Origin of the sequence: Pseudomonas sp. SWRI18 (assembly GCF_014268345.1) — a bacterium.
In the GTDB taxonomy this organism is placed as follows: Bacteria; Pseudomonadota; Gammaproteobacteria; order Pseudomonadales; family Pseudomonadaceae; genus Aquipseudomonas; species Aquipseudomonas cedrina.
Genome location: NZ_JACCQQ010000001.1, coordinates 490,325 through 506,842, shown reverse-complemented (window position 1 = coordinate 506,842; position 16,518 = coordinate 490,325). Strand labels below are relative to the sequence as shown.

General features: G+C 62.0%; 21 protein-coding genes. 14 read left to right on the top strand and 7 right to left on the bottom strand.

Going from position 1 to position 16,518, the window contains the following annotated elements; all coding sequences use genetic code 11:
- The first annotated feature begins 123 nt into the window (after positions 1-123).
- The 3 genes from pyrR to H0Z09_RS02330 are packed head-to-tail and all read left to right on the top strand — an operon-like array spanning position 124 to position 2,927.
- The gene (gene pyrR / locus H0Z09_RS02340; RefSeq protein WP_186686784.1) at positions 124-630 is read left to right on the top strand and encodes a bifunctional pyr operon transcriptional regulator/uracil phosphoribosyltransferase PyrR; all 507 of its coding nucleotides are present in this window, start codon (positions 124-126) and stop codon (positions 628-630) included.
- 24 nt (positions 631-654) lie between these two features.
- The gene (locus tag H0Z09_RS02335; RefSeq protein WP_186686783.1) at positions 655-1,659 is read left to right on the top strand and encodes an aspartate carbamoyltransferase catalytic subunit; all 1,005 of its coding nucleotides are present in this window, start codon (positions 655-657) and stop codon (positions 1,657-1,659) included.
- Entirely contained in the window at positions 1,656-2,927 is a 1,272-nt protein-coding gene (locus tag H0Z09_RS02330; RefSeq protein WP_186686780.1) for a dihydroorotase, read from the top strand. Before H0Z09_RS02335 ends, H0Z09_RS02330 begins: the two co-directional genes overlap by 4 nt.
- Positions 2,928-3,070: 143 nt before the next feature.
- Here H0Z09_RS02330 and H0Z09_RS02325 read toward each other — a convergent pair whose 3' ends face one another.
- On the bottom strand, positions 3,071-3,481 hold the full coding sequence (locus H0Z09_RS02325) for a TM2 domain-containing protein (protein ID WP_186687016.1): 411 nt from the start codon (positions 3,479-3,481) through the stop codon (positions 3,071-3,073).
- 268 nt (positions 3,482-3,749) lie between these two features.
- On the opposite strand from H0Z09_RS02325, the gene H0Z09_RS02320 reads away from it, so the two are divergent.
- Complete coding sequence (locus H0Z09_RS02320; RefSeq protein WP_186686778.1) at positions 3,750-4,388, top strand: C40 family peptidase; 639 nt, start codon at positions 3,750-3,752, stop codon at positions 4,386-4,388.
- A gap of 144 nt (positions 4,389-4,532) precedes the next feature.
- On the opposite strand, the gene H0Z09_RS02315 is transcribed toward H0Z09_RS02320, so the two are convergent.
- Positions 4,533-5,567, bottom strand: coding sequence for a type IV pilus twitching motility protein PilT (locus H0Z09_RS02315; protein ID WP_186686776.1), 1,035 nt, complete (start codon positions 5,565-5,567; stop codon positions 4,533-4,535).
- Positions 5,568-5,624: 57 nt separating this feature from the next.
- Between H0Z09_RS02315 and H0Z09_RS02310 the strand changes: the two genes are divergently transcribed.
- The 9 genes from H0Z09_RS02310 to H0Z09_RS02270 all read left to right on the top strand — a co-directional run bounded on the left by H0Z09_RS02310 (position 5,625) and on the right by H0Z09_RS02270 (position 12,324).
- Positions 5,625-6,311 carry a YggS family pyridoxal phosphate-dependent enzyme gene (locus tag H0Z09_RS02310; RefSeq protein WP_186686774.1) on the top strand — a complete coding sequence of 229 codons (687 nt, stop codon included), beginning with the start codon at positions 5,625-5,627 and terminating at the stop codon, positions 6,309-6,311.
- Between the two features lie 34 nt (positions 6,312-6,345).
- The gene (gene proC / locus H0Z09_RS02305; RefSeq protein ID WP_186686772.1) at positions 6,346-7,164 is read left to right on the top strand and encodes a pyrroline-5-carboxylate reductase; all 819 of its coding nucleotides are present in this window, start codon (positions 6,346-6,348) and stop codon (positions 7,162-7,164) included.
- 9 nt (positions 7,165-7,173) lie between these two features.
- Entirely contained in the window at positions 7,174-7,764 is a 591-nt protein-coding gene (locus tag H0Z09_RS02300) for a YggT family protein (RefSeq protein ID WP_186686769.1), read from the top strand.
- A gap of 201 nt (positions 7,765-7,965) precedes the next feature.
- Positions 7,966-9,105 (top strand): homoserine O-acetyltransferase, encoded by a 1,140-nt coding sequence (locus tag H0Z09_RS02295; RefSeq protein WP_076953143.1) that lies wholly within the window; start codon positions 7,966-7,968, stop codon positions 9,103-9,105.
- 7 nt (positions 9,106-9,112) lie between these two features.
- The gene (gene metW, locus H0Z09_RS02290) at positions 9,113-9,733 is read left to right on the top strand and encodes a methionine biosynthesis protein MetW (RefSeq protein ID WP_017735309.1); all 621 of its coding nucleotides are present in this window, start codon (positions 9,113-9,115) and stop codon (positions 9,731-9,733) included.
- A 21-nt stretch (positions 9,734-9,754) separates the two neighbouring features.
- Positions 9,755-10,192 (top strand): DUF4426 domain-containing protein, encoded by a 438-nt coding sequence (locus H0Z09_RS02285; protein WP_076953141.1) that lies wholly within the window; start codon positions 9,755-9,757, stop codon positions 10,190-10,192.
- Positions 10,189-10,782, top strand: coding sequence for an RdgB/HAM1 family non-canonical purine NTP pyrophosphatase (gene rdgB / locus H0Z09_RS02280; RefSeq protein ID WP_186686766.1), 594 nt, complete (start codon positions 10,189-10,191; stop codon positions 10,780-10,782). Before H0Z09_RS02285 ends, rdgB begins: the two co-directional genes overlap by 4 nt.
- Positions 10,779-11,981 (top strand): radical SAM family heme chaperone HemW, encoded by a 1,203-nt coding sequence (gene hemW / locus H0Z09_RS02275; RefSeq protein ID WP_238340184.1) that lies wholly within the window; start codon positions 10,779-10,781, stop codon positions 11,979-11,981. Before rdgB ends, hemW begins: the two co-directional genes overlap by 4 nt.
- Positions 11,982-12,000: 19 nt before the next feature.
- A complete protein-coding gene (locus tag H0Z09_RS02270; RefSeq protein WP_003176691.1) occupies positions 12,001-12,324 on the top strand; it encodes a DUF3392 domain-containing protein in 324 nt (107 codons plus the stop codon).
- Between the two features lie 144 nt (positions 12,325-12,468).
- Here the strand turns inward: H0Z09_RS02270 and trmB are convergent, their stop codons facing one another.
- From trmB to H0Z09_RS02250, 4 genes are all read right to left on the bottom strand, one after another.
- Positions 12,469-13,194 carry a tRNA (guanosine(46)-N7)-methyltransferase TrmB gene (gene trmB / locus H0Z09_RS02265; RefSeq protein WP_186686749.1) on the bottom strand — a complete coding sequence of 242 codons (726 nt, stop codon included), beginning with the start codon at positions 13,192-13,194 and terminating at the stop codon, positions 12,469-12,471.
- A 9-nt stretch (positions 13,195-13,203) separates the two neighbouring features.
- Positions 13,204-13,998, bottom strand: a complete 795-nt coding sequence (locus H0Z09_RS02260) for a thiazole synthase (protein WP_003234615.1) — start codon at positions 13,996-13,998, stop codon at positions 13,204-13,206.
- A gap of 48 nt (positions 13,999-14,046) precedes the next feature.
- Positions 14,047-14,247 carry a sulfur carrier protein ThiS gene (gene thiS / locus H0Z09_RS02255; RefSeq protein WP_104505352.1) on the bottom strand — a complete coding sequence of 67 codons (201 nt, stop codon included), beginning with the start codon at positions 14,245-14,247 and terminating at the stop codon, positions 14,047-14,049.
- Positions 14,248-14,318: 71 nt separating this feature from the next.
- Positions 14,319-14,696 (bottom strand): DUF423 domain-containing protein, encoded by a 378-nt coding sequence (locus tag H0Z09_RS02250; RefSeq protein WP_186686746.1) that lies wholly within the window; start codon positions 14,694-14,696, stop codon positions 14,319-14,321.
- A gap of 74 nt (positions 14,697-14,770) precedes the next feature.
- On the opposite strand from H0Z09_RS02250, the gene mtgA reads away from it, so the two are divergent.
- Entirely contained in the window at positions 14,771-15,493 is a 723-nt protein-coding gene (gene mtgA / locus H0Z09_RS02245; protein WP_186686744.1) for a monofunctional biosynthetic peptidoglycan transglycosylase, read from the top strand.
- Positions 15,494-15,602: 109 nt separating this feature from the next.
- Here the strand turns inward: mtgA and rpoH are convergent, their stop codons facing one another.
- Positions 15,603-16,457, bottom strand: coding sequence for an RNA polymerase sigma factor RpoH (rpoH, locus tag H0Z09_RS02240; RefSeq protein ID WP_003176698.1), 855 nt, complete (start codon positions 16,455-16,457; stop codon positions 15,603-15,605).
- Between the last annotated feature and the right edge of the window lie 61 nt (positions 16,458-16,518).

Below are 16,518 nucleotides of genomic sequence, written 5' to 3'. Positions count from 1 at the left end.
GCAACCCTGTGGGAGCGGGCTTGCCCGCGAAAAACGTTAACGATACCGCGTGGATATTGGATGAACGATACCCATGAGTTTTCGTGAGCAAGCATGTGCCTACACACTTAACAAGGAGCCACCATGAGCTTGCCGAACCCCGCCGAACTGATCAGCCAGATGGCCACGCGCCTCAGGGCCCATCTGCAACACCGCGCCATCAGCGAGCCACGTTTCATCGGCATTCGTACCGGCGGTGTGTGGGTCGCCCAGGCGTTGCTGCAAGAACTGGGCAGTGATTCGCCGCTGGGCACGCTCGACGTATCCTTCTACCGCGACGACTTCAGCCAGAACGGCCTGCACCCGCAAGTGCGCCCTTCGGCCCTGCCGTTCGAGATCGAAGGCCAGCACTTGGTGCTGATCGACGACGTGCTGATGAGCGGCCGCACCATCCGCGCCGCCCTGAACGAGCTGTTCGACTACGGCCGCCCGGCCAGTGTGACCCTGGTGTGCCTGCTGGACCTGGACGCCGGCGAATTGCCGATCAGCCCGGATGTGGTCGGCGCCACTCTGTCGCTTGCCGCCCACCAGCGGGTAAAATTGTCCGGTCCCACGCCGCTCGAACTCGAACTGCAAGACCTTGCCCCTTAAACCGCCTTGTACAGAGTCCCCGCGATGACGCCTCTAGATGCCAAGCGCCCGCTGCAGCTCAATGCTCAGGGCCAGTTGCAACATTTCTTGTCCCTCGACGGCCTGCCCCGCGAGCTGCTCACCGAGATCCTCGACACCGCCGACTCGTTCCTCGAGGTCGGTGGACGCGCGGTGAAGAAGGTCCCGCTGCTGCGCGGCAAGACCATCTGCAATGTGTTCTTCGAGAACTCCACCCGCACCCGCACCACCTTTGAGCTGGCCGCCCAGCGTTTGTCGGCCGACGTGATCACGTTGAACGTGTCCACCTCGTCGGCGAGCAAGGGCGAAACCCTGCTCGACACCCTGCGCAACCTGGAAGCCATGGCCGCCGACATGTTCGTGGTACGCCACGGCGATTCCGGCGCCGCGCACTTCATCGCCGAGCACGTGTGCCCGCAGGTGGCGATCATCAACGGTGGCGACGGCCGCCACGCCCACCCGACCCAGGGCATGCTCGACATGCTCACCATCCGTCGGCACAAGGGCAGCTTTGAAAACCTCTCGGTGGCCATCGTCGGCGACATCCTGCATTCGCGGGTGGCGCGCTCGAACATGCTGGCCCTGAAAACCCTGGGCTGCCCGGACATCCGCGTGATCGCACCGAAGACCCTGCTGCCGATCGGTATCGAACAGTACGGCGTGAAGGTCTACACCGACATGACCGCAGGCCTCAAGGACGTGGACGTAGTGATCATGCTGCGCCTGCAACGCGAACGCATGGCCGGCGGCCTGTTGCCGAGCGAAGGCGAGTTCTACCGCCTGTTCGGCCTGACCACCGCACGCCTGGCCGGCGCCAAGCCGGACGCGATCGTGATGCACCCGGGCCCGATCAACCGCGGCGTGGAGATTGAGTCGGCGGTGGCCGACGGTAACCAGTCGGTGATCCTCAACCAGGTGACCTACGGCATCGCCGTGCGCATGGCGGTGTTGTCCATGGCCATGAGCGGGCAGACCGCGCAACGTCAATTCGAGCAGGAGAACGCCCAGTGAAGCTCAGCATCCTCGGCGCCCGCGTCATCGATCCGGCCAGCGGCCTGGATCAAGTTATCGATCTGCACCTGGAAGCCGGCAAGCTCATCGCCATCGGCGCCGCGCCCGCAGGCTTCAGCCCCAGCGAGACCCTCGACGCCAAAGGCCTGGTGGCCGCGCCTGGGCTGGTGGACCTGAACGTCGCCCTGCGCGAGCCGGGTTACAGCCGCAAGGGCAATATCATCAGCGAAACCCGCGCCGCCGCCGCCGGTGGCGTGACCAGCCTGTGCTGCCCACCGAATACCAAGCCGGTGCTGGACACCTCGGCCGTGACCGAGCTGATCCTCGACCGCGCCCGTGAAGCCGGCAATTGCAAAGTGTTCCCCATCGGCGCCCTGAGCAAAGGTTTGGAAGGCGAACAACTGGCCGAACTGATCGCCTTGCGCGACGCCGGTTGCGTAGCGTTCGGCAATGGCCTGGAGAGCTTTCGCAGCACCCGGACCTTGTGCCGCGCCCTGGAATACGCGGCCACCTTCGACCTGACGGTGATCTTCCATTCCCAGGACCGCGATCTGGCCGAAGGTGGCCTGGCCCATGAAGGCGCCGTGGCCAGCTTCCTCGGCCTGCCGGGCATTCCGGAAACCGCCGAAACCGTGGCCCTGGCCCGTGACCTGCTGCTGGTGGAACAAAGCGGGGTGCGCGCGCACTTCAGCCAACTGACCAGCGCTCGCGGCGTTGCCCTGATCGCCCAGGCCCAGGCCCGTGGCTTGCCGGTGACGGCGGACGTCGCCCTGTACCAGTTGATCCTGACGGATGAAGCGCTGATCGACTTTTCCAGCCTGTACCACGTGCAGCCCCCGCTGCGTACCCGTGCCGACCGCGAAGGTTTGCGCGCGGCGGTCAAATCCGGCGTGGTCTCGGCGATTTCCAGCCATCACCAGCCCCATGAGCGGGATGCCAAGTTGGCGCCGTTCGGTGCGACAGAGCCGGGTATCAGCAGCGTCGAACTGCTGCTGCCGCTGGCGATGACATTGGTTGAAGAAGGCTTGCTGGACTTGCCAACACTGCTGGCGCGCCTGAGCACAGGCCCGGCCGAGGCCTTGCGCCTGCCGGCGGGCAAGTTGGCGGTGGGTTCGGCGGCGGATCTGGTGTTGTTCGACCCGGCCGCCTCCACCGTTGCCGGGGAGCATTGGCTGTCCAAGGGCGAAAACTGCCCGTTCATCGGGCATAGCCTGCCGGCGACGGTGCGCTACACCATCGTCGACGGACGGGTCAGCTACCAGGCTTAACGCCGGTCTGAAGTGGGCACAGTAAAATGTGGGAGCGGGCTTGCTCGCGAAGGCGGAGTGTCAGTTAATTCATCATTGCCTGATACACCGCTTTCGCGAGCAAGCCCGCTCCCACATTTTGATCTTCACCAGACCTAAGACATTCAGCGCCCGCCGTTACGCTCGGCATTGCGGATCGAAATCTGCGTATTCAACGTCCAGAAGTCATACAGCACCCCCACCAGGAACAAACCACCGGTCAGCAGGTAGATCAGGCCAGTGATCCATTTGCCCTGGTACATGCGGTGCACGCCGAACACTCCCAGAAACGCCAACAGGATCCAGGCCACGTTGTACTCGATGGGTCCGGCGGTGAAACGCAGGTCCGCTTCACGGTCCATGGCCGGGATCAGGAAGAAGTCGATCAGCCAGCCGATGCCCAACAGGCCCAAGGTAAAAAACCAGATCGTACCGGTGACGGGTTTGCCGTAGTAAAAGCGATGCGCGCCGGTAAAACCGAAAATCCACAACAGGTAACCGATCACCTTGCTGTGGGTGTCTTGCTGCGAACCAATCTGCTGATAGGTGTTCATCGCGTACCTCTTTTGCCTCGATAGATAAATTTTTTCACTTTCTTTGTGACTTTTTTACGAGCGCCCGACGTACGGCAAATGGTATCGTCCCTGCCCTGAAAGCCTTATGCCACCTGACTTGTGTAGGACAATTGCGGCGGATTGTCGCGTTTTTCCTGATTTTAACGTCAAGGTTCAGTCGACAAACGGCCTGAGAACGACACAAAAAGCTGTTATAAAGTTGCGCGCAAACCTATATGAGCCACGCCTAATGCGACCATTTTTCAAGACATGGCTAACCATTTGCCTATTAATGCCACTGGCCGCCCACGCCACCAATCGTGAGCAACGACTTCCTAACGTTAACGGTTTCACCCCTAAAGTCCACAGCACCCCCGGCACCGCCAAATCGGTAAAGCCCACCGTGAACCGCCCGACTCAACTGAGCAAGGCCCACGGTAAAGCAACGCCAGCCCTGATGGCCGTCAACACCAAGCAGAGCAGCACCGTCCTCAGCCGCGCCGTCAACGTGCTCGGTACTCCTTATCGTTGGGGCGGCAGCAGCCCAAGTAAAGGGTTCGACTGCAGTGGCCTGGTGAAATATGCGTTCAACGACGTCGCTGCCGTGGATTTGCCGCGTACTTCCAACGCCATGGCCGCCGGCCACGGGCAAAAAGTTGACCGCAAGGACCTGAAGCCGGGTGACTTGCTGTTCTTCAAGTTGAAGAGCCGCCAGGTCAACCACGTTGCCATTTACTTGGGCAACGACCGTTTCATCCACGCACCGCGCCGTGGCAAATCGGTCAGCATCGATACGCTGAAGAAGCCGTTCTGGGACAAGAACTACGTGATTGCCAAGCGGGTACTGCCTAAAGAGCAGAACAACAACCTGCGGGTTGTACAGCGCTGATCTGAATGCACCTGGCTCCCCATCTGGAATGCTGTCCAATGTGGGAGCTGGCTTGCCTGCGATAGCGGACTGCCAGGCAATATTGTGCAAGCTGACACACCGTCATCGCAGGCAAGCCAGCTCCCACACTGATCACGGTGTGCTTTAAATATCGGCAGGCACCCTCGCCTTCTCCCGCGCCTCTTCCCGACTGATCACGCCCTCCCCGACCAGCGCCTTCAAGCTCATATCCAACGTCTTCATTCCCAACGCGCCGCCGGTCTGGATCGCCGAGACCAGCTGCGCCACCTTGTCCTCACGGATCAAATTGCGAACGGCCGGCGTGCCCAGCATGATTTCGTGGGCCGCCACCCGCCCGCCGCCGATTTTCTTCACCAGCACCTGGGACACCACCGCCTGCAGCGACTCCGCCAGCATCGAGCGGACCATGGCCTTTTCCCCGGCCGGGAATACGTCCACCAGCCGGTCCACGGTCTTTGCCGCGGAGCGGGTGTGCAAAGTGCCGAATACCAGGTGCCCGGTCTCCGCGGCGGTCAGCGCCAGGCGGATGGTTTCCAGGTCGCGCAGCTCGCCTATCAGTATCACATCCGGGTCTTCTCGCAGCGCCGAGCGCAGTGCGCTGGAAAAACTATGGGTGTCGCGGTGTACCTGGCGTTGGTTGATCAACGCTGTTTTGGGCGTGTGGATGAATTCGATGGGGTCTTCGAGGGTAAGGATGTGCTGGCGCCGATGCTGATTGAGAAAATCGATCATGGCCGCCAGGGTGGTGGATTTGCCTGAACCGGTGGGCCCGGTCACCAATACCAGCCCGCCGGGCAACTGGGCGATGCGCTGGAATACTTCGCCAAGGCCGAGGCTTTCCAGGCTCTGCACCTCAGAGGGGATGGTACGAAAGACCGCGCCCATCCCCCGCTCCTGCCGGAACACGTTCACCCGGAACCGCGCCACGCCGGGCAGCTCGAAGGCAAAATCCGTATCAAGAGATGTTTCGAAATCCTTTTGTTGATGCCGATTGAGTAACGGGCTCAACAAGTCCGCAATTTGCGGGGGCGAGAGCGCCGGCCATTCCAGCGGCCAGACCTCGCCATCGACCCGCAGCATCGGCGCCAGGCCAGCCGACAAATGCAGGTCGGAGGCGCCACGGCGCACGCTGGCCGTAAGTAATTCAGTGATATCCATAGGGCTTTCCATTTCCAGTAGAATGCCGCGGACTCCATATCCACGGGCGCATCTTGAATGTCGACGATAGCAGACAATATCGGCCTGGTTAGCCAGCGCATCCGCGCCGCAGCCGACGCCGTGCAACGTGACGCAAACAGCATCCACCTGCTGGCCGTGAGCAAGACCAAACCCGCCCAGGCCGTGCGCGAAGCCTACGCCGCCGGCGTCTGCGACTTTGGTGAGAACTACCTGCAGGAAGCCCTGGGCAAACAAGCCGAATTAACCGACCTGCCCTTGAGTTGGCACTTCATCGGCCCCATTCAATCGAACAAGACGCGCGCTATCGCCGAGAATTTCGCCTGGGTGCATTCCGTGGACCGCTTGAAAATCGCTGAACGCCTGTCCGAACAACGCCCGGCCGACCTGCCGCCGCTGAATATCTGCATTCAGGTCAACGTCAGTGGCGAAGCCAGCAAGTCCGGCTGCACACCCGCCGACCTGCCGGCCTTGGCCAAGGCGATCAGCGCCCTGCCGCGCTTGAAGCTGCGCGGCCTGATGGCGATTCCCGAGCCGACTGAGGATCGCGCCGCGCAAGATGCGGCGTTCGCCCGCGTACGCGAGCTGCAGGCCGATTTGAATCTGGCGCTGGACACACTTTCCATGGGCATGAGCCACGATCTCGAGTCGGCCATCGCCCAAGGCGCCAACTGGGTGCGGATCGGTACCGCCCTGTTTGGCGCCCGCGACTACGGCCAGCCATGAACATGGCTGACTTCCATTTGAATAAGGACCTGTCATGAGCGACACGCGTATTGCCTTTATCGGCGCCGGCAACATGGCGGCCAGCCTGATCGGTGGCCTACGGGCCAAGGGCCTGGATGCGGCGCAGATCCGCGCCAGCGACCCCGGCGCCGACACCCGCGCGCGCATCAGCGCCGAGCACGGCATCGAAACCTTCGCCGACAATGCCGAGGCTATCCAGGGCGTTGATGTGATCGTGCTGGCGGTGAAACCGCAGGCCATGAAGGCCGTGTGCGAAAGCCTGCGCCCGAGCCTGCAGCCGCACCAACTGGTGGTGTCCATCGCTGCCGGCATCACCTGCGCCAGCCTGAATAACTGGCTGGGTACACAGCCAATCGTGCGCTGCATGCCTAATACACCGGCACTGGTCAGCCAAGGCGTGAGCGGGTTATACGCCACCGCCGAAGTGAGCGCCGAACAACGTGGCCAGGCGCAAGAGCTGCTGAGCGCCGTGGGCATCGCCCTGTGGCTGGAACAGGAACAGCAACTGGACGCGGTCACCGCCGTATCCGGCAGCGGCCCGGCCTATTTCTTCCTGCTGATCGAGGCCATGACCGCCGCCGGCGTGAAACTGGGCCTGCCCAAGGACGTTGCCGAGCAACTGGCTGAACAGACTGCCCTGGGCGCCGCGCATATGGCGGTCGCCAGCGACGTGGACGCCGCCGAGCTGCGCCGCCGCGTGACCTCCCCCGGCGGCACCACACAAGCGGCCATCGAATCGTTCCAGGCCGGGGGCTTTGAAGCCCTGGTCGAAACAGCACTGACCGCCGCCGCGCACCGCTCGGCCGAACTCGCCGAACAACTGGGCAAATAAGGAGCCAACATGATTGGTTTGAACACCGCAGCCGTCTACGTGCTGCAAACCCTCGGCAGCCTGTACCTGCTGGTCGTGCTGTTGCGCTTTGTGCTGCAACTGGTACGCGCCAACTTCTACAACCCGCTCTGCCAGTTCATCGTCAAGGCCACCCAGCCGCTGCTCAAGCCGTTGCGTCGGATCATCCCCAGCCTGTTTGGCCTGGACATGTCGTCGCTGGTCCTGGCGATCCTGGTGCAGTTGGCCTTGATGGCCCTGACTCTGCTGCTGACCTACGGCACCACCGGCAACTTCCTCCAATTGCTGGTCTGGGCGATCATCGGCGTGACCGCGCTGTTCCTGAAGATCTTCTTCTTCGCCATGATCATCAGCGTGATCCTTTCCTGGGTCGCGCCGGGCAGCCACAACCCTGGCGCCGAGCTGGTGAACCAGATCTGCGAACCGGCCCTGGCGCCGTTCCGCCGCCTGCTGCCGAACCTGGGTGGCCTGGACATCTCGCCGATCCTGGCGTTCATGGTGCTCAAGTTGCTGGACATGCTGGTGATCAACAACCTGGCGGCGATGACCGGGATGCCGGAAATCCTGCGTTTGCTCATCTAACGCGGATCAAATGTGGGAGCGGGCTTGCTCGCGAAAGCGGACTATCAGCCAATAAATAGGTCGGCTGACCCACCGCCTTCGCGAGCAAGCCCGCTCCCACATTTTGTTTCTGTGTGTTGAATACAATCCCCGCAGGCCTTTGCTTGCCGCTGGGGTCCCCGCTCTTTAGACTTACGCCTCATTTAAACGAGAGCAGGGTCGATGCCAACTGCCTTTCCCCCCGATTCTGTTGGACTGGTCGTGCCCCAAGTGGCGCACTTCAGCGAACCGCTGGCCCTGGCCTGCGGGCGTTCGCTGCCCGCCTACGACCTGATCTATGAAACCTACGGCCAACTGAACGCCACGGCGAGCAACGCCGTGCTGATCTGCCACGCCCTGTCCGGCCATCATCACGCCGCCGGTTTCCACTCGGTCGACGAGCGCAAGCCCGGCTGGTGGGACAGCTGCATCGGTCCCGGCAAGCCGATCGACACCAACAGGTTCTTTGTGGTCAGCCTGAACAACCTCGGCGGCTGCAACGGTTCCACCGGTCCCAGCAGCCTCAACCCGGAAACCGGCAAGCCGTTCGGCGCCGACTTCCCGGTGCTGACCGTGGAAGACTGGGTACACAGCCAGGCGCGTCTCGCCGACCTGCTCGGCATCAACCAGTGGGCGGCGGTGATCGGCGGCAGCCTGGGCGGCATGCAGGCGCTGCAATGGACCATCACTTACCCGGACCGCGTGCGCCATTGCCTGGCCATCGCCTCGGCCCCCAAGTTGTCGGCGCAGAACATTGCCTTCAACGAAGTGGCGCGCCAGGCCATCCTCACCGACCCTGAATTCCACGGCGGCTCGTTCCAGGAAGCCGGGGTCATTCCCAAGCGTGGCCTGATGCTGGCGCGGATGGTCGGGCATATCACCTACCTGTCCGACGATTCCATGGGCGAAAAATTCGGCCGTGGCCTCAAGAGCGAGAAGCTCAATTACGACTTCCACAGCGTCGAATTCCAGGTGGAAAGCTACCTGCGTTATCAAGGCGAGGAGTTCTCCGGGCGTTTCGACGCCAACACCTACCTGCTGATGACCAAGGCCCTGGACTATTTCGACCCGGCGGCGAACCACGACGACGACCTGGCGAAAACCTTCGAACACGCCACGGCCAAGTTCTGCGTGATGTCCTTCACCACCGACTGGCGCTTTTCGCCGGCGCGCTCCCGCGAGCTGGTGGACGCCCTGATGGCGGCGAAAAAAGACGTCTGCTACCTGGAAATCGATGCTCCGCAAGGCCACGACGCCTTCTTGATCCCGATCCCGCGTTACTTGCAGGCCTTCAGCAATTACATGAACCGAATAGCAGTGTGAGAACGCCATGAGAGCCGACCTGGACATCATCCAAGACTGGATCCCCGCCGGCAGCCGCGTGCTCGACCTGGGCTGCGGCGATGGCGAGCTGCTGAGCTGGCTGCGCGACAACAAGCAGGTCACCGGCTACGGCCTGGAAAACGACCCGGACAATATCGCCCAGTGCGTGGCCAAGGGCATCAACGTGATCGAGCAGGACCTGGACAAGGGCCTGGGCAATTTTGCCAGCAACAGCTTCGACATCGTAGTGATGACCCAGGCCCTGCAAGCGGTGCACTACCCGGACCGCATACTCGACGAAATGCTGCGCGTGGGCCGTCAGTGCATCATCACCTTCCCCAACTTCGGGCATTGGCGTTGCCGCTGGTACCTGGCCACCAAGGGCCGCATGCCGGTCTCGGACTTCCTGCCCTACACCTGGTACAACACGCCGAACATTCACTTTTGCACCTTCGAAGACTTCGAAGCCCTGTGTGGCGAGCGTGAAGCCAAGGTGATCAACCGCCTTGCCGTCGATCAACAGCACCGCCACGGCTGGGCGAGTAAGCTATGGCCCAACCTGTTGGGCGAAATCGGTATCTACCGGGTCAGCAGTCCTGGCCTGACCGACCACAAAATTGCCGTCTAATCATTTTCAAGAGGGACGTTCATGAGTCGCTTGGCTATTTTTCTACTGACCGCGTGCCTGGGCGCCAGCGCCATGGCGGCGGACACTATTGACGCTAATCGCAAGAAAGACTTCGGTGATATCACCGTGCACTACAACACCTTCACCTCAAGCTTCCTGCCGCCGGAAACCGCCCAGAAAGTCGGCGTGGTGCGCAGCAAGGAGAAGGGCTTGATCAACGTGACGGTGATCAAGGGCGTCACCCCGGTCGCGGCCCAAGTGACCGGCACCATCAAGGACTTGGGCGGCAAGAGCGAGATTCTGACGTTCAAGCAAATCGAAGAGAAAGGCGGCATCAGTTACCTCGCGCCCTACTCCGTGACGCAGCGCGAATACAAGACGTTTACCATCAATGTTGAAACCGGCGGTAAAGCCCACGGTTTCCAATTCAACCAAGAACTGTTTCCGGCCGACCGATGAACCTCACCCAACTCGTACTGGCCAGCCATAACGCCGGCAAGCTCAAAGAACTCCAGGCCATGCTCGGCGAAGCCGTACACCTGCGCTCGATTGGCGAGTTCAGCCAGGTCGAACCGGAAGAGACCGGCCTGTCGTTCGTCGAGAACGCCATTCTCAAGGCACGCAATGCCGCGCGCATCTCCGGCCTGCCGGCACTGGCGGATGACTCGGGCCTGGCCGTGGACTTTCTCGGCGGCGCGCCTGGCATTTACTCGGCGCGCTACGCCGACGGCAAGGGCGATGCGGCCAACAATGCCAAGCTGCTCGACGCCCTCAAGGACGTGCCGGACGCGTTGCGTGGCGCGCAGTTCGTGTGTGTGCTGGCCCTGGTGCGGCATGCCGATGACCCGTTGCCGATCCTGTGCGAAGGCCTGTGGCACGGGCGCATCCTGCATGCCGCCAGCGGGGAGCATGGGTTTGGCTATGACCCGCTGTTCTGGGTGCCGGAGCGCAATGTCTCGAGCGCCGAACTGAGCCCGGCCGACAAGAACCGGATCAGCCACCGCGCCCGCGCAATGGATTTGCTGCGCCAACGCCTGAGCCTGAAATGATCCAGAACACCTCTGCGCAGCCGCTGATCCACGGTGGCGCGCAAACACCTCGGGCGGCGTTGCCCCTGCTGCCGCCTCTGGCGCTGTATATCCACATCCCGTGGTGCGTGCGCAAATGCCCGTATTGCGACTTCAACTCTCACACCGCCAGCAAAGTGCTGCCGGAAGAAGAGTATGTGGACGCCCTGCTGGCAGACCTCGATCAAGACCTGCACGCCGTCTACGGCCGTGAGCTGAGTTCGATCTTCTTCGGCGGCGGCACGCCCAGCCTGTTCAGCGCTGCGGCGCTGGGCCGTCTGCTCAAGGGCGTGGAGTCGCGTATCCCGTTCGCCAGCGATATCGAGATCACCCTGGAGGCCAACCCCGGGACGTTCGAGCAGGAAAAGTTCGTGGCGTATCGCGCGTTGGGAATCAACCGGCTGTCGATCGGCATCCAGAGCTTCCAGCAGGAAAAACTCCAAGCCCTGGGCCGCATCCACAATGGCGATGAAGCCGTACGCGCCGCCGGCATGGCGCGCCAGGCCGGGTTCGACAACTTCAACCTGGACTTGATGCACGGTTTGCCCGATCAGTCCCTGGACGACGCGCTGGACGACCTGCGCCAGGCTATCGCGCTGAAGCCGACGCACTTGTCCTGGTACCAGTTGACCCTGGAACCCAATACGGTGTTCTGGAACCAGCCGCCAACGCTGCCGGAAGACGACACCCTGTGGGATATCCAGGAAGCCGGCCAGGCGCTGCTCGCCGAACACGGTTACGCGCAATACGAGGTGTCGGCCTACGCCCAACCGGGTCGTACGGCGCGGCATAACCTGAACTACTGGAGTTTCGGCGACTTCATCGGCATCGGTGCCGGCGCCCATGGCAAGCTCAGCCACCCCGACGGACGCATCGTACGCACCTGGAAAACGCGGGCGCCAAAGGACTACCTCAACCCGGCTAAAAACTTCCAGGCCGGCGCGAAAGAACTGACCAACGAAGAGCTGCCGTTCGAGTTCCTGATGAACGCTTTGCGCCTGACCGAAGGCGTCGAAGCCAGGCTCTACGCCGAGCGTACGGGTCTCGATCTGTCGACCCTTGACGAAGGCCGTCGCGAGGCAGAACAAAGTGGCCTGATGCAGGTCGAACCCTCACGCCTGGCGGCGACCGACCGCGGGCAACTCTTTCTCAATGACCTGCTGCAGACGTTTTTGAGCTGACGCTCTTTAAGGAAATCGAATGGATTTGGTACTCGACCTGCTCGCCACCGTATCCCGCTGGAGCCGCAGCAACCTGTCGGAAATCTCCCTGGCCCTCGTCGGCTGCTTGCTGGTGCTGTTCGGTGCCGACATCAAGGGCTGGGTCGAAGCGCGCCTGGGCAGTATCGCCGGCGCCTTGCGCGTACCGTTGATGGCACTGCTGTGCATGATCGGCAGCGGCGCGGCGCTGATCTACGCCACGCCGTGGATTGTGCGGGGGTTGAGCCAGTTTAATAACTACAGTTTGGCGCCGGTTTTGGTGGTGGTGCTGGTGTTGATTGGCGTGGTTGCGGACCGCCGCTGATTTAGGATTCAGCAGGGATACAAATGTGGGAGCGGGCTTGCTCGCGAATGCGGAGTGTCAGTCACTTAAGATGTCGACTGATCCACCGCTTTCGCGAGCAAGCCCGCTCCCACATTTTTGACCGTATTCCAACCTGCCGACTTGTCAGTCAACCTTCTCGAACTTCAAATCCCAAACCCCATGCCCCAACCGCTCGCCGCGGCGTTCGAACTTGGTGATCGGGCGCTCGGCCGGGCGCGGCACGCATTTGCCGTCTTCGGCCAGGTTGCGGTAGCCGGGGGCGACGTTCATCACTTCCAGCATGTAGTCGGCATACGGTTCCCAGTCGGTGGCCATGTGCAGGATGCCACCCACCTTGAGCTTGCTGCGCACCAGTTCGGCAAAGGAGGCCTGGACGATGCGGCGCTTGTGGTGGCGGGCCTTGTGCCAGGGATCGGGGAAGAACAGCATCAGGCGGTCGAGGCTGTTATCGGCGATGCAGCGGTTGAGCACTTCGATCGCGTCGCAGTCGTAAACCCGCAGGTTGGTCAGGCCCTGGGTCAGCACGCCATTGAGCAGCGCGCCGACGCCGGGGCGGTGCACTTCCACACCGATGAAGTCCTGGTCCGGCGCGGCGGCGGCCATCTCCAGCAAGGAGTGGCCCATGCCGAAACCGATTTCCAGGGAACGCGGGGCCGAACGGCCGAAGACCTGATCGTAGTCCACCGGCGCGTCGGCCAGGGGCAGCACGAACAGCGGCGTGCCTTGCTCCAGGCCCTTTTGCTGGCCCTCGGTCATGCGACCGGCGCGCATCACAAAGCTCTTGATGCGGCGGTGCTTGGACTCGTCGCCTGCTGCCAGGGTGTTCGGCGTTTCGTTTGATTCAGTCATCAATGGCTCTTACTTGATCAGACCATCCAGCGGCGAAGAGGCGCTGGCGTAGAGTTTTTTCGGCATGCGCCCGGCGAGGTAGGCCAGGCGGCCCGCGACGATGGCGTGTTGCATGGCTTCGGCCATCATGATCGGTTGCTGGGCATGAGCGATGGCCGAGTTCATCAGCACCGCGTCGCAGCCCAGTTCCATGGCGATTGTGGCGTCGGAGGCAGTGCCTACGCCCGCATCCACCAGCACCGGGATCTTGGCTTCTTCGAGGATGATCTGCAGGTTGTACGGATTGCAGATGCCCAGGCCGGAACCGATCAGGCCGGCCAACGGCATCACCGCGATGCAGCCGATTTCTGCCAGTTGGCGCGCGATGATCGGGTCATCGCTGGTATAGACCATCACGTCAAAGCCTTCCTTGACCAGGGTCTCGGCGGCCTTGAGGGTTTCGATCACGTTGGGGAACAGGGTTTTCTGGTCGGCCAGCACTTCCAGCTTTACCAGGTTGTGGCCGTCGAGCAGCTCACGGGCCAGGCGGCAGGTGCGCACGGCTTCGATGGCGTCGTAGCAACCGGCGGTATTCGGCAGGAAGGTGTAGCGGTCCGGCGACAGGACTTCGAGCAGGTTGGGCTCGCCCTCGATCTGGCCGAGGTTGGTGCGGCGTACGGCGAAGGTGACGATCTCGGCACCCGAGGCCTCGATGGCCAGGCGGGTTTCTTCCATGTCGCGGTATTTGCCGGTGCCGACCAGCAGACGGGACTGGTAGGTACGACCGGCCAGGACGAAGGGCTTGTCGCTACGAACGATGCTCATGGGAAATCCTCGAATTGGGGTGAGGTTCTGCAGAATTCGGGCAGGCGACTAGCCGCCGCCAATGGCGTGGACCACTTCGACCTGGTCACCCTCGCTGAGCGCGGTGCCTGCGTGCTGGCTGCGCGGGACGATATCCAGGTTGAGTTCCACTGCGACACGACGCCCGGTCAAATCCAGGCGGGTCAGCAGGGCCGCAACGGTTTCACCGTCGGGCAGTTCAAGGGGTTCGCCGTTCAACTGAATGCGCATGCCACGGGCCGCCATCGTTTTTAGGGGCCCGCATTCTAGCTTGATCACGGTTGATGACCCAAGCCCCTTGGTCAGGCCGCCTGCAGGCGCCATGCCGCCAGGCCGAGGAAGAACCAGCCGAGCAGGAACGCCAGCCCGCCAAACGGCGTGATGATCCCGAGCTTGCTGATCCCGGTCATGGTCAACACGTACAGGCTGCCGGAGAACAACAGGATACCGACCGCAAACGATAGACCTGCCCAGGTCACCAGGCGACCGGGAATATGCGCCGCCAGCAACGCCACGCCAAACAGCGCCAGGGTATGCACCAGTTGGTAAGTCACGCCGGTGTGGAAGATCGCCAGGTACTCGGCGCTCAGGCGGTTTTTCAGGCCGTGGGCGGCGAAGGCGCCAAGGGCGACACCGGTAAAGCCAAAAAAGGCAGCCAGCATCAGAAAGCTACGCAGCATGAGGAACTCCGGTCAGACTCATGGGACAGGGTCTGTATAATGGCCCGCTCAACGGGTTCGGCCAAGCCATCTCTATGCTGCGTCTCCTCTTCAAACGCTTTCTCAATGTCGTGAAATGGTTTGCCATCGGCAGTGTGCTGCTGGTGTTGCTGTTTCGCGTCGTCCCGCCGCCTTTCACCGCGCTGATGGTGGAGCGCAAGGTCGAGTCCTGGTTCGACGGCGAGCCCATTGACCTGCAGCGCGACTGGGTGTCCTGGGACGAGATTTCCGATGACCTCAAACTGGCGGTGATGGCCGGTGAAGACCAGCGCTTCCCGCAGCACTGGGGCTTTGATTTCGGCGCGATCCAGGCGGCGATACTGCACAACGAGCGCGGCGGTTCGATTCGCGGCGCCAGTACGTTGAGCCAGCAGGTGTCGAAGAACCTGTTCCTGTGGGCCGGCCGCAGTTATCTGCGCAAGGGCCTCGAGGCCTGGTTCACCGGGTTGATCGAGGTGTTGTGGCCCAAGCAGCGAATTCTTGAGGTGTACCTCAACAGCGTCGAATGGGATGACGGGGTGTTTGGCGCAGAGGCCGCGGCGCGGCATCACTTTGGGGTGAGTGCCAAGGGGCTGTCGCGGCAGCAGGCCAGTTATCTGGCCGCCGTGTTGCCCAACCCAAGGGTGTGGAGTGCCAGCCATCCGACGGCCTATGTGGCAAGGCGAGCTGCGTGGATTCGCCAGCAGATGAGCCAGCTCGGCGGCGATGGCTACCTGCTGGAGCTGAACAATTCCAGAAAAGCGCCTTGGTCCGACTGACACACCGCAAAACAAATGTGGGAGCGGGCTTGCTCGCGAATGCGGAGCATCAGTCAATATTTTAGGTGACTGACACTCCGCATTCGCGAGCAAGCCCGCTCCCACATGGTTACGCGGCGATAGAGAGTTTCAACTTGTTCATCGCGCTTTTCTCAAGCTGACGAATTCGCTCGGCCGACACGTTGTACTTCTGAGCCAGGTCGTGCAGCGTGGCTTTTTCTTCCGCCAGCCAGCGCTGGTAGAGGATGTCACGGCTGCGGTCGTCCAGCACTTCCAGCGCTTCGTGCAGGTTGTGATTGGAGTTGTCGCTCCAGTCGGCGTCTTCCAGTTGACGCGCCGGGTCGTACCGGTGGTCTTCCAGGTAGTTGGCCGGCGATTGGAAGGCGCTGTCGTCGTCCGCTTCAGCGGCCGGGTCGAAGGCCATGTCATGGCCGGTCAGGCGGCTTTCCATCTCGCGCACTTCACGAGGCTCCACGCCGAGGCTTTCGGCCACGCGGTGGACTTCCTCGTTATTCAGCCACGCCAGGCGTTTCTTCTGGCTGCGCAGGTTGAAGAACAACTTGCGCTGGGCCTTGGTGGTCGCCACTTTCACGATGCGCCAGTTGCGCAGGATGAACTCGTGGATTTCCGCCTTGATCCAGTGCACGGCAAACGACACCAAGCGCACACCCATCTCAGGGTTGAAACGTTTCACAGCCTTCATCAGGCCGACGTTGCCTTCCTGGATCAGGTCAGCCTGGGCCAGGCCGTAGCCGCTATAGCTACGGGCGATATGTACGACAAAACGCAGGTGGGCGAGCACCATCTGCCGAGCCGCCCCCAAATCCTGCTCATAGTAGAGACTCTCGGCCAGTTCACGCTCCTGCTCGGGCGTCAGCAATGGAATGCTGTTGACCGTGTGCACATAGGCTTCCAGGTTCGCACCCGGCACCAGGGCATAAGCAGGTTGCAAAGAAGTGGTCATACGAAAAAACCTCCGACTCACATAACTCGTGCAGTTCAGCACTGCGAAAATTGACCGGGAA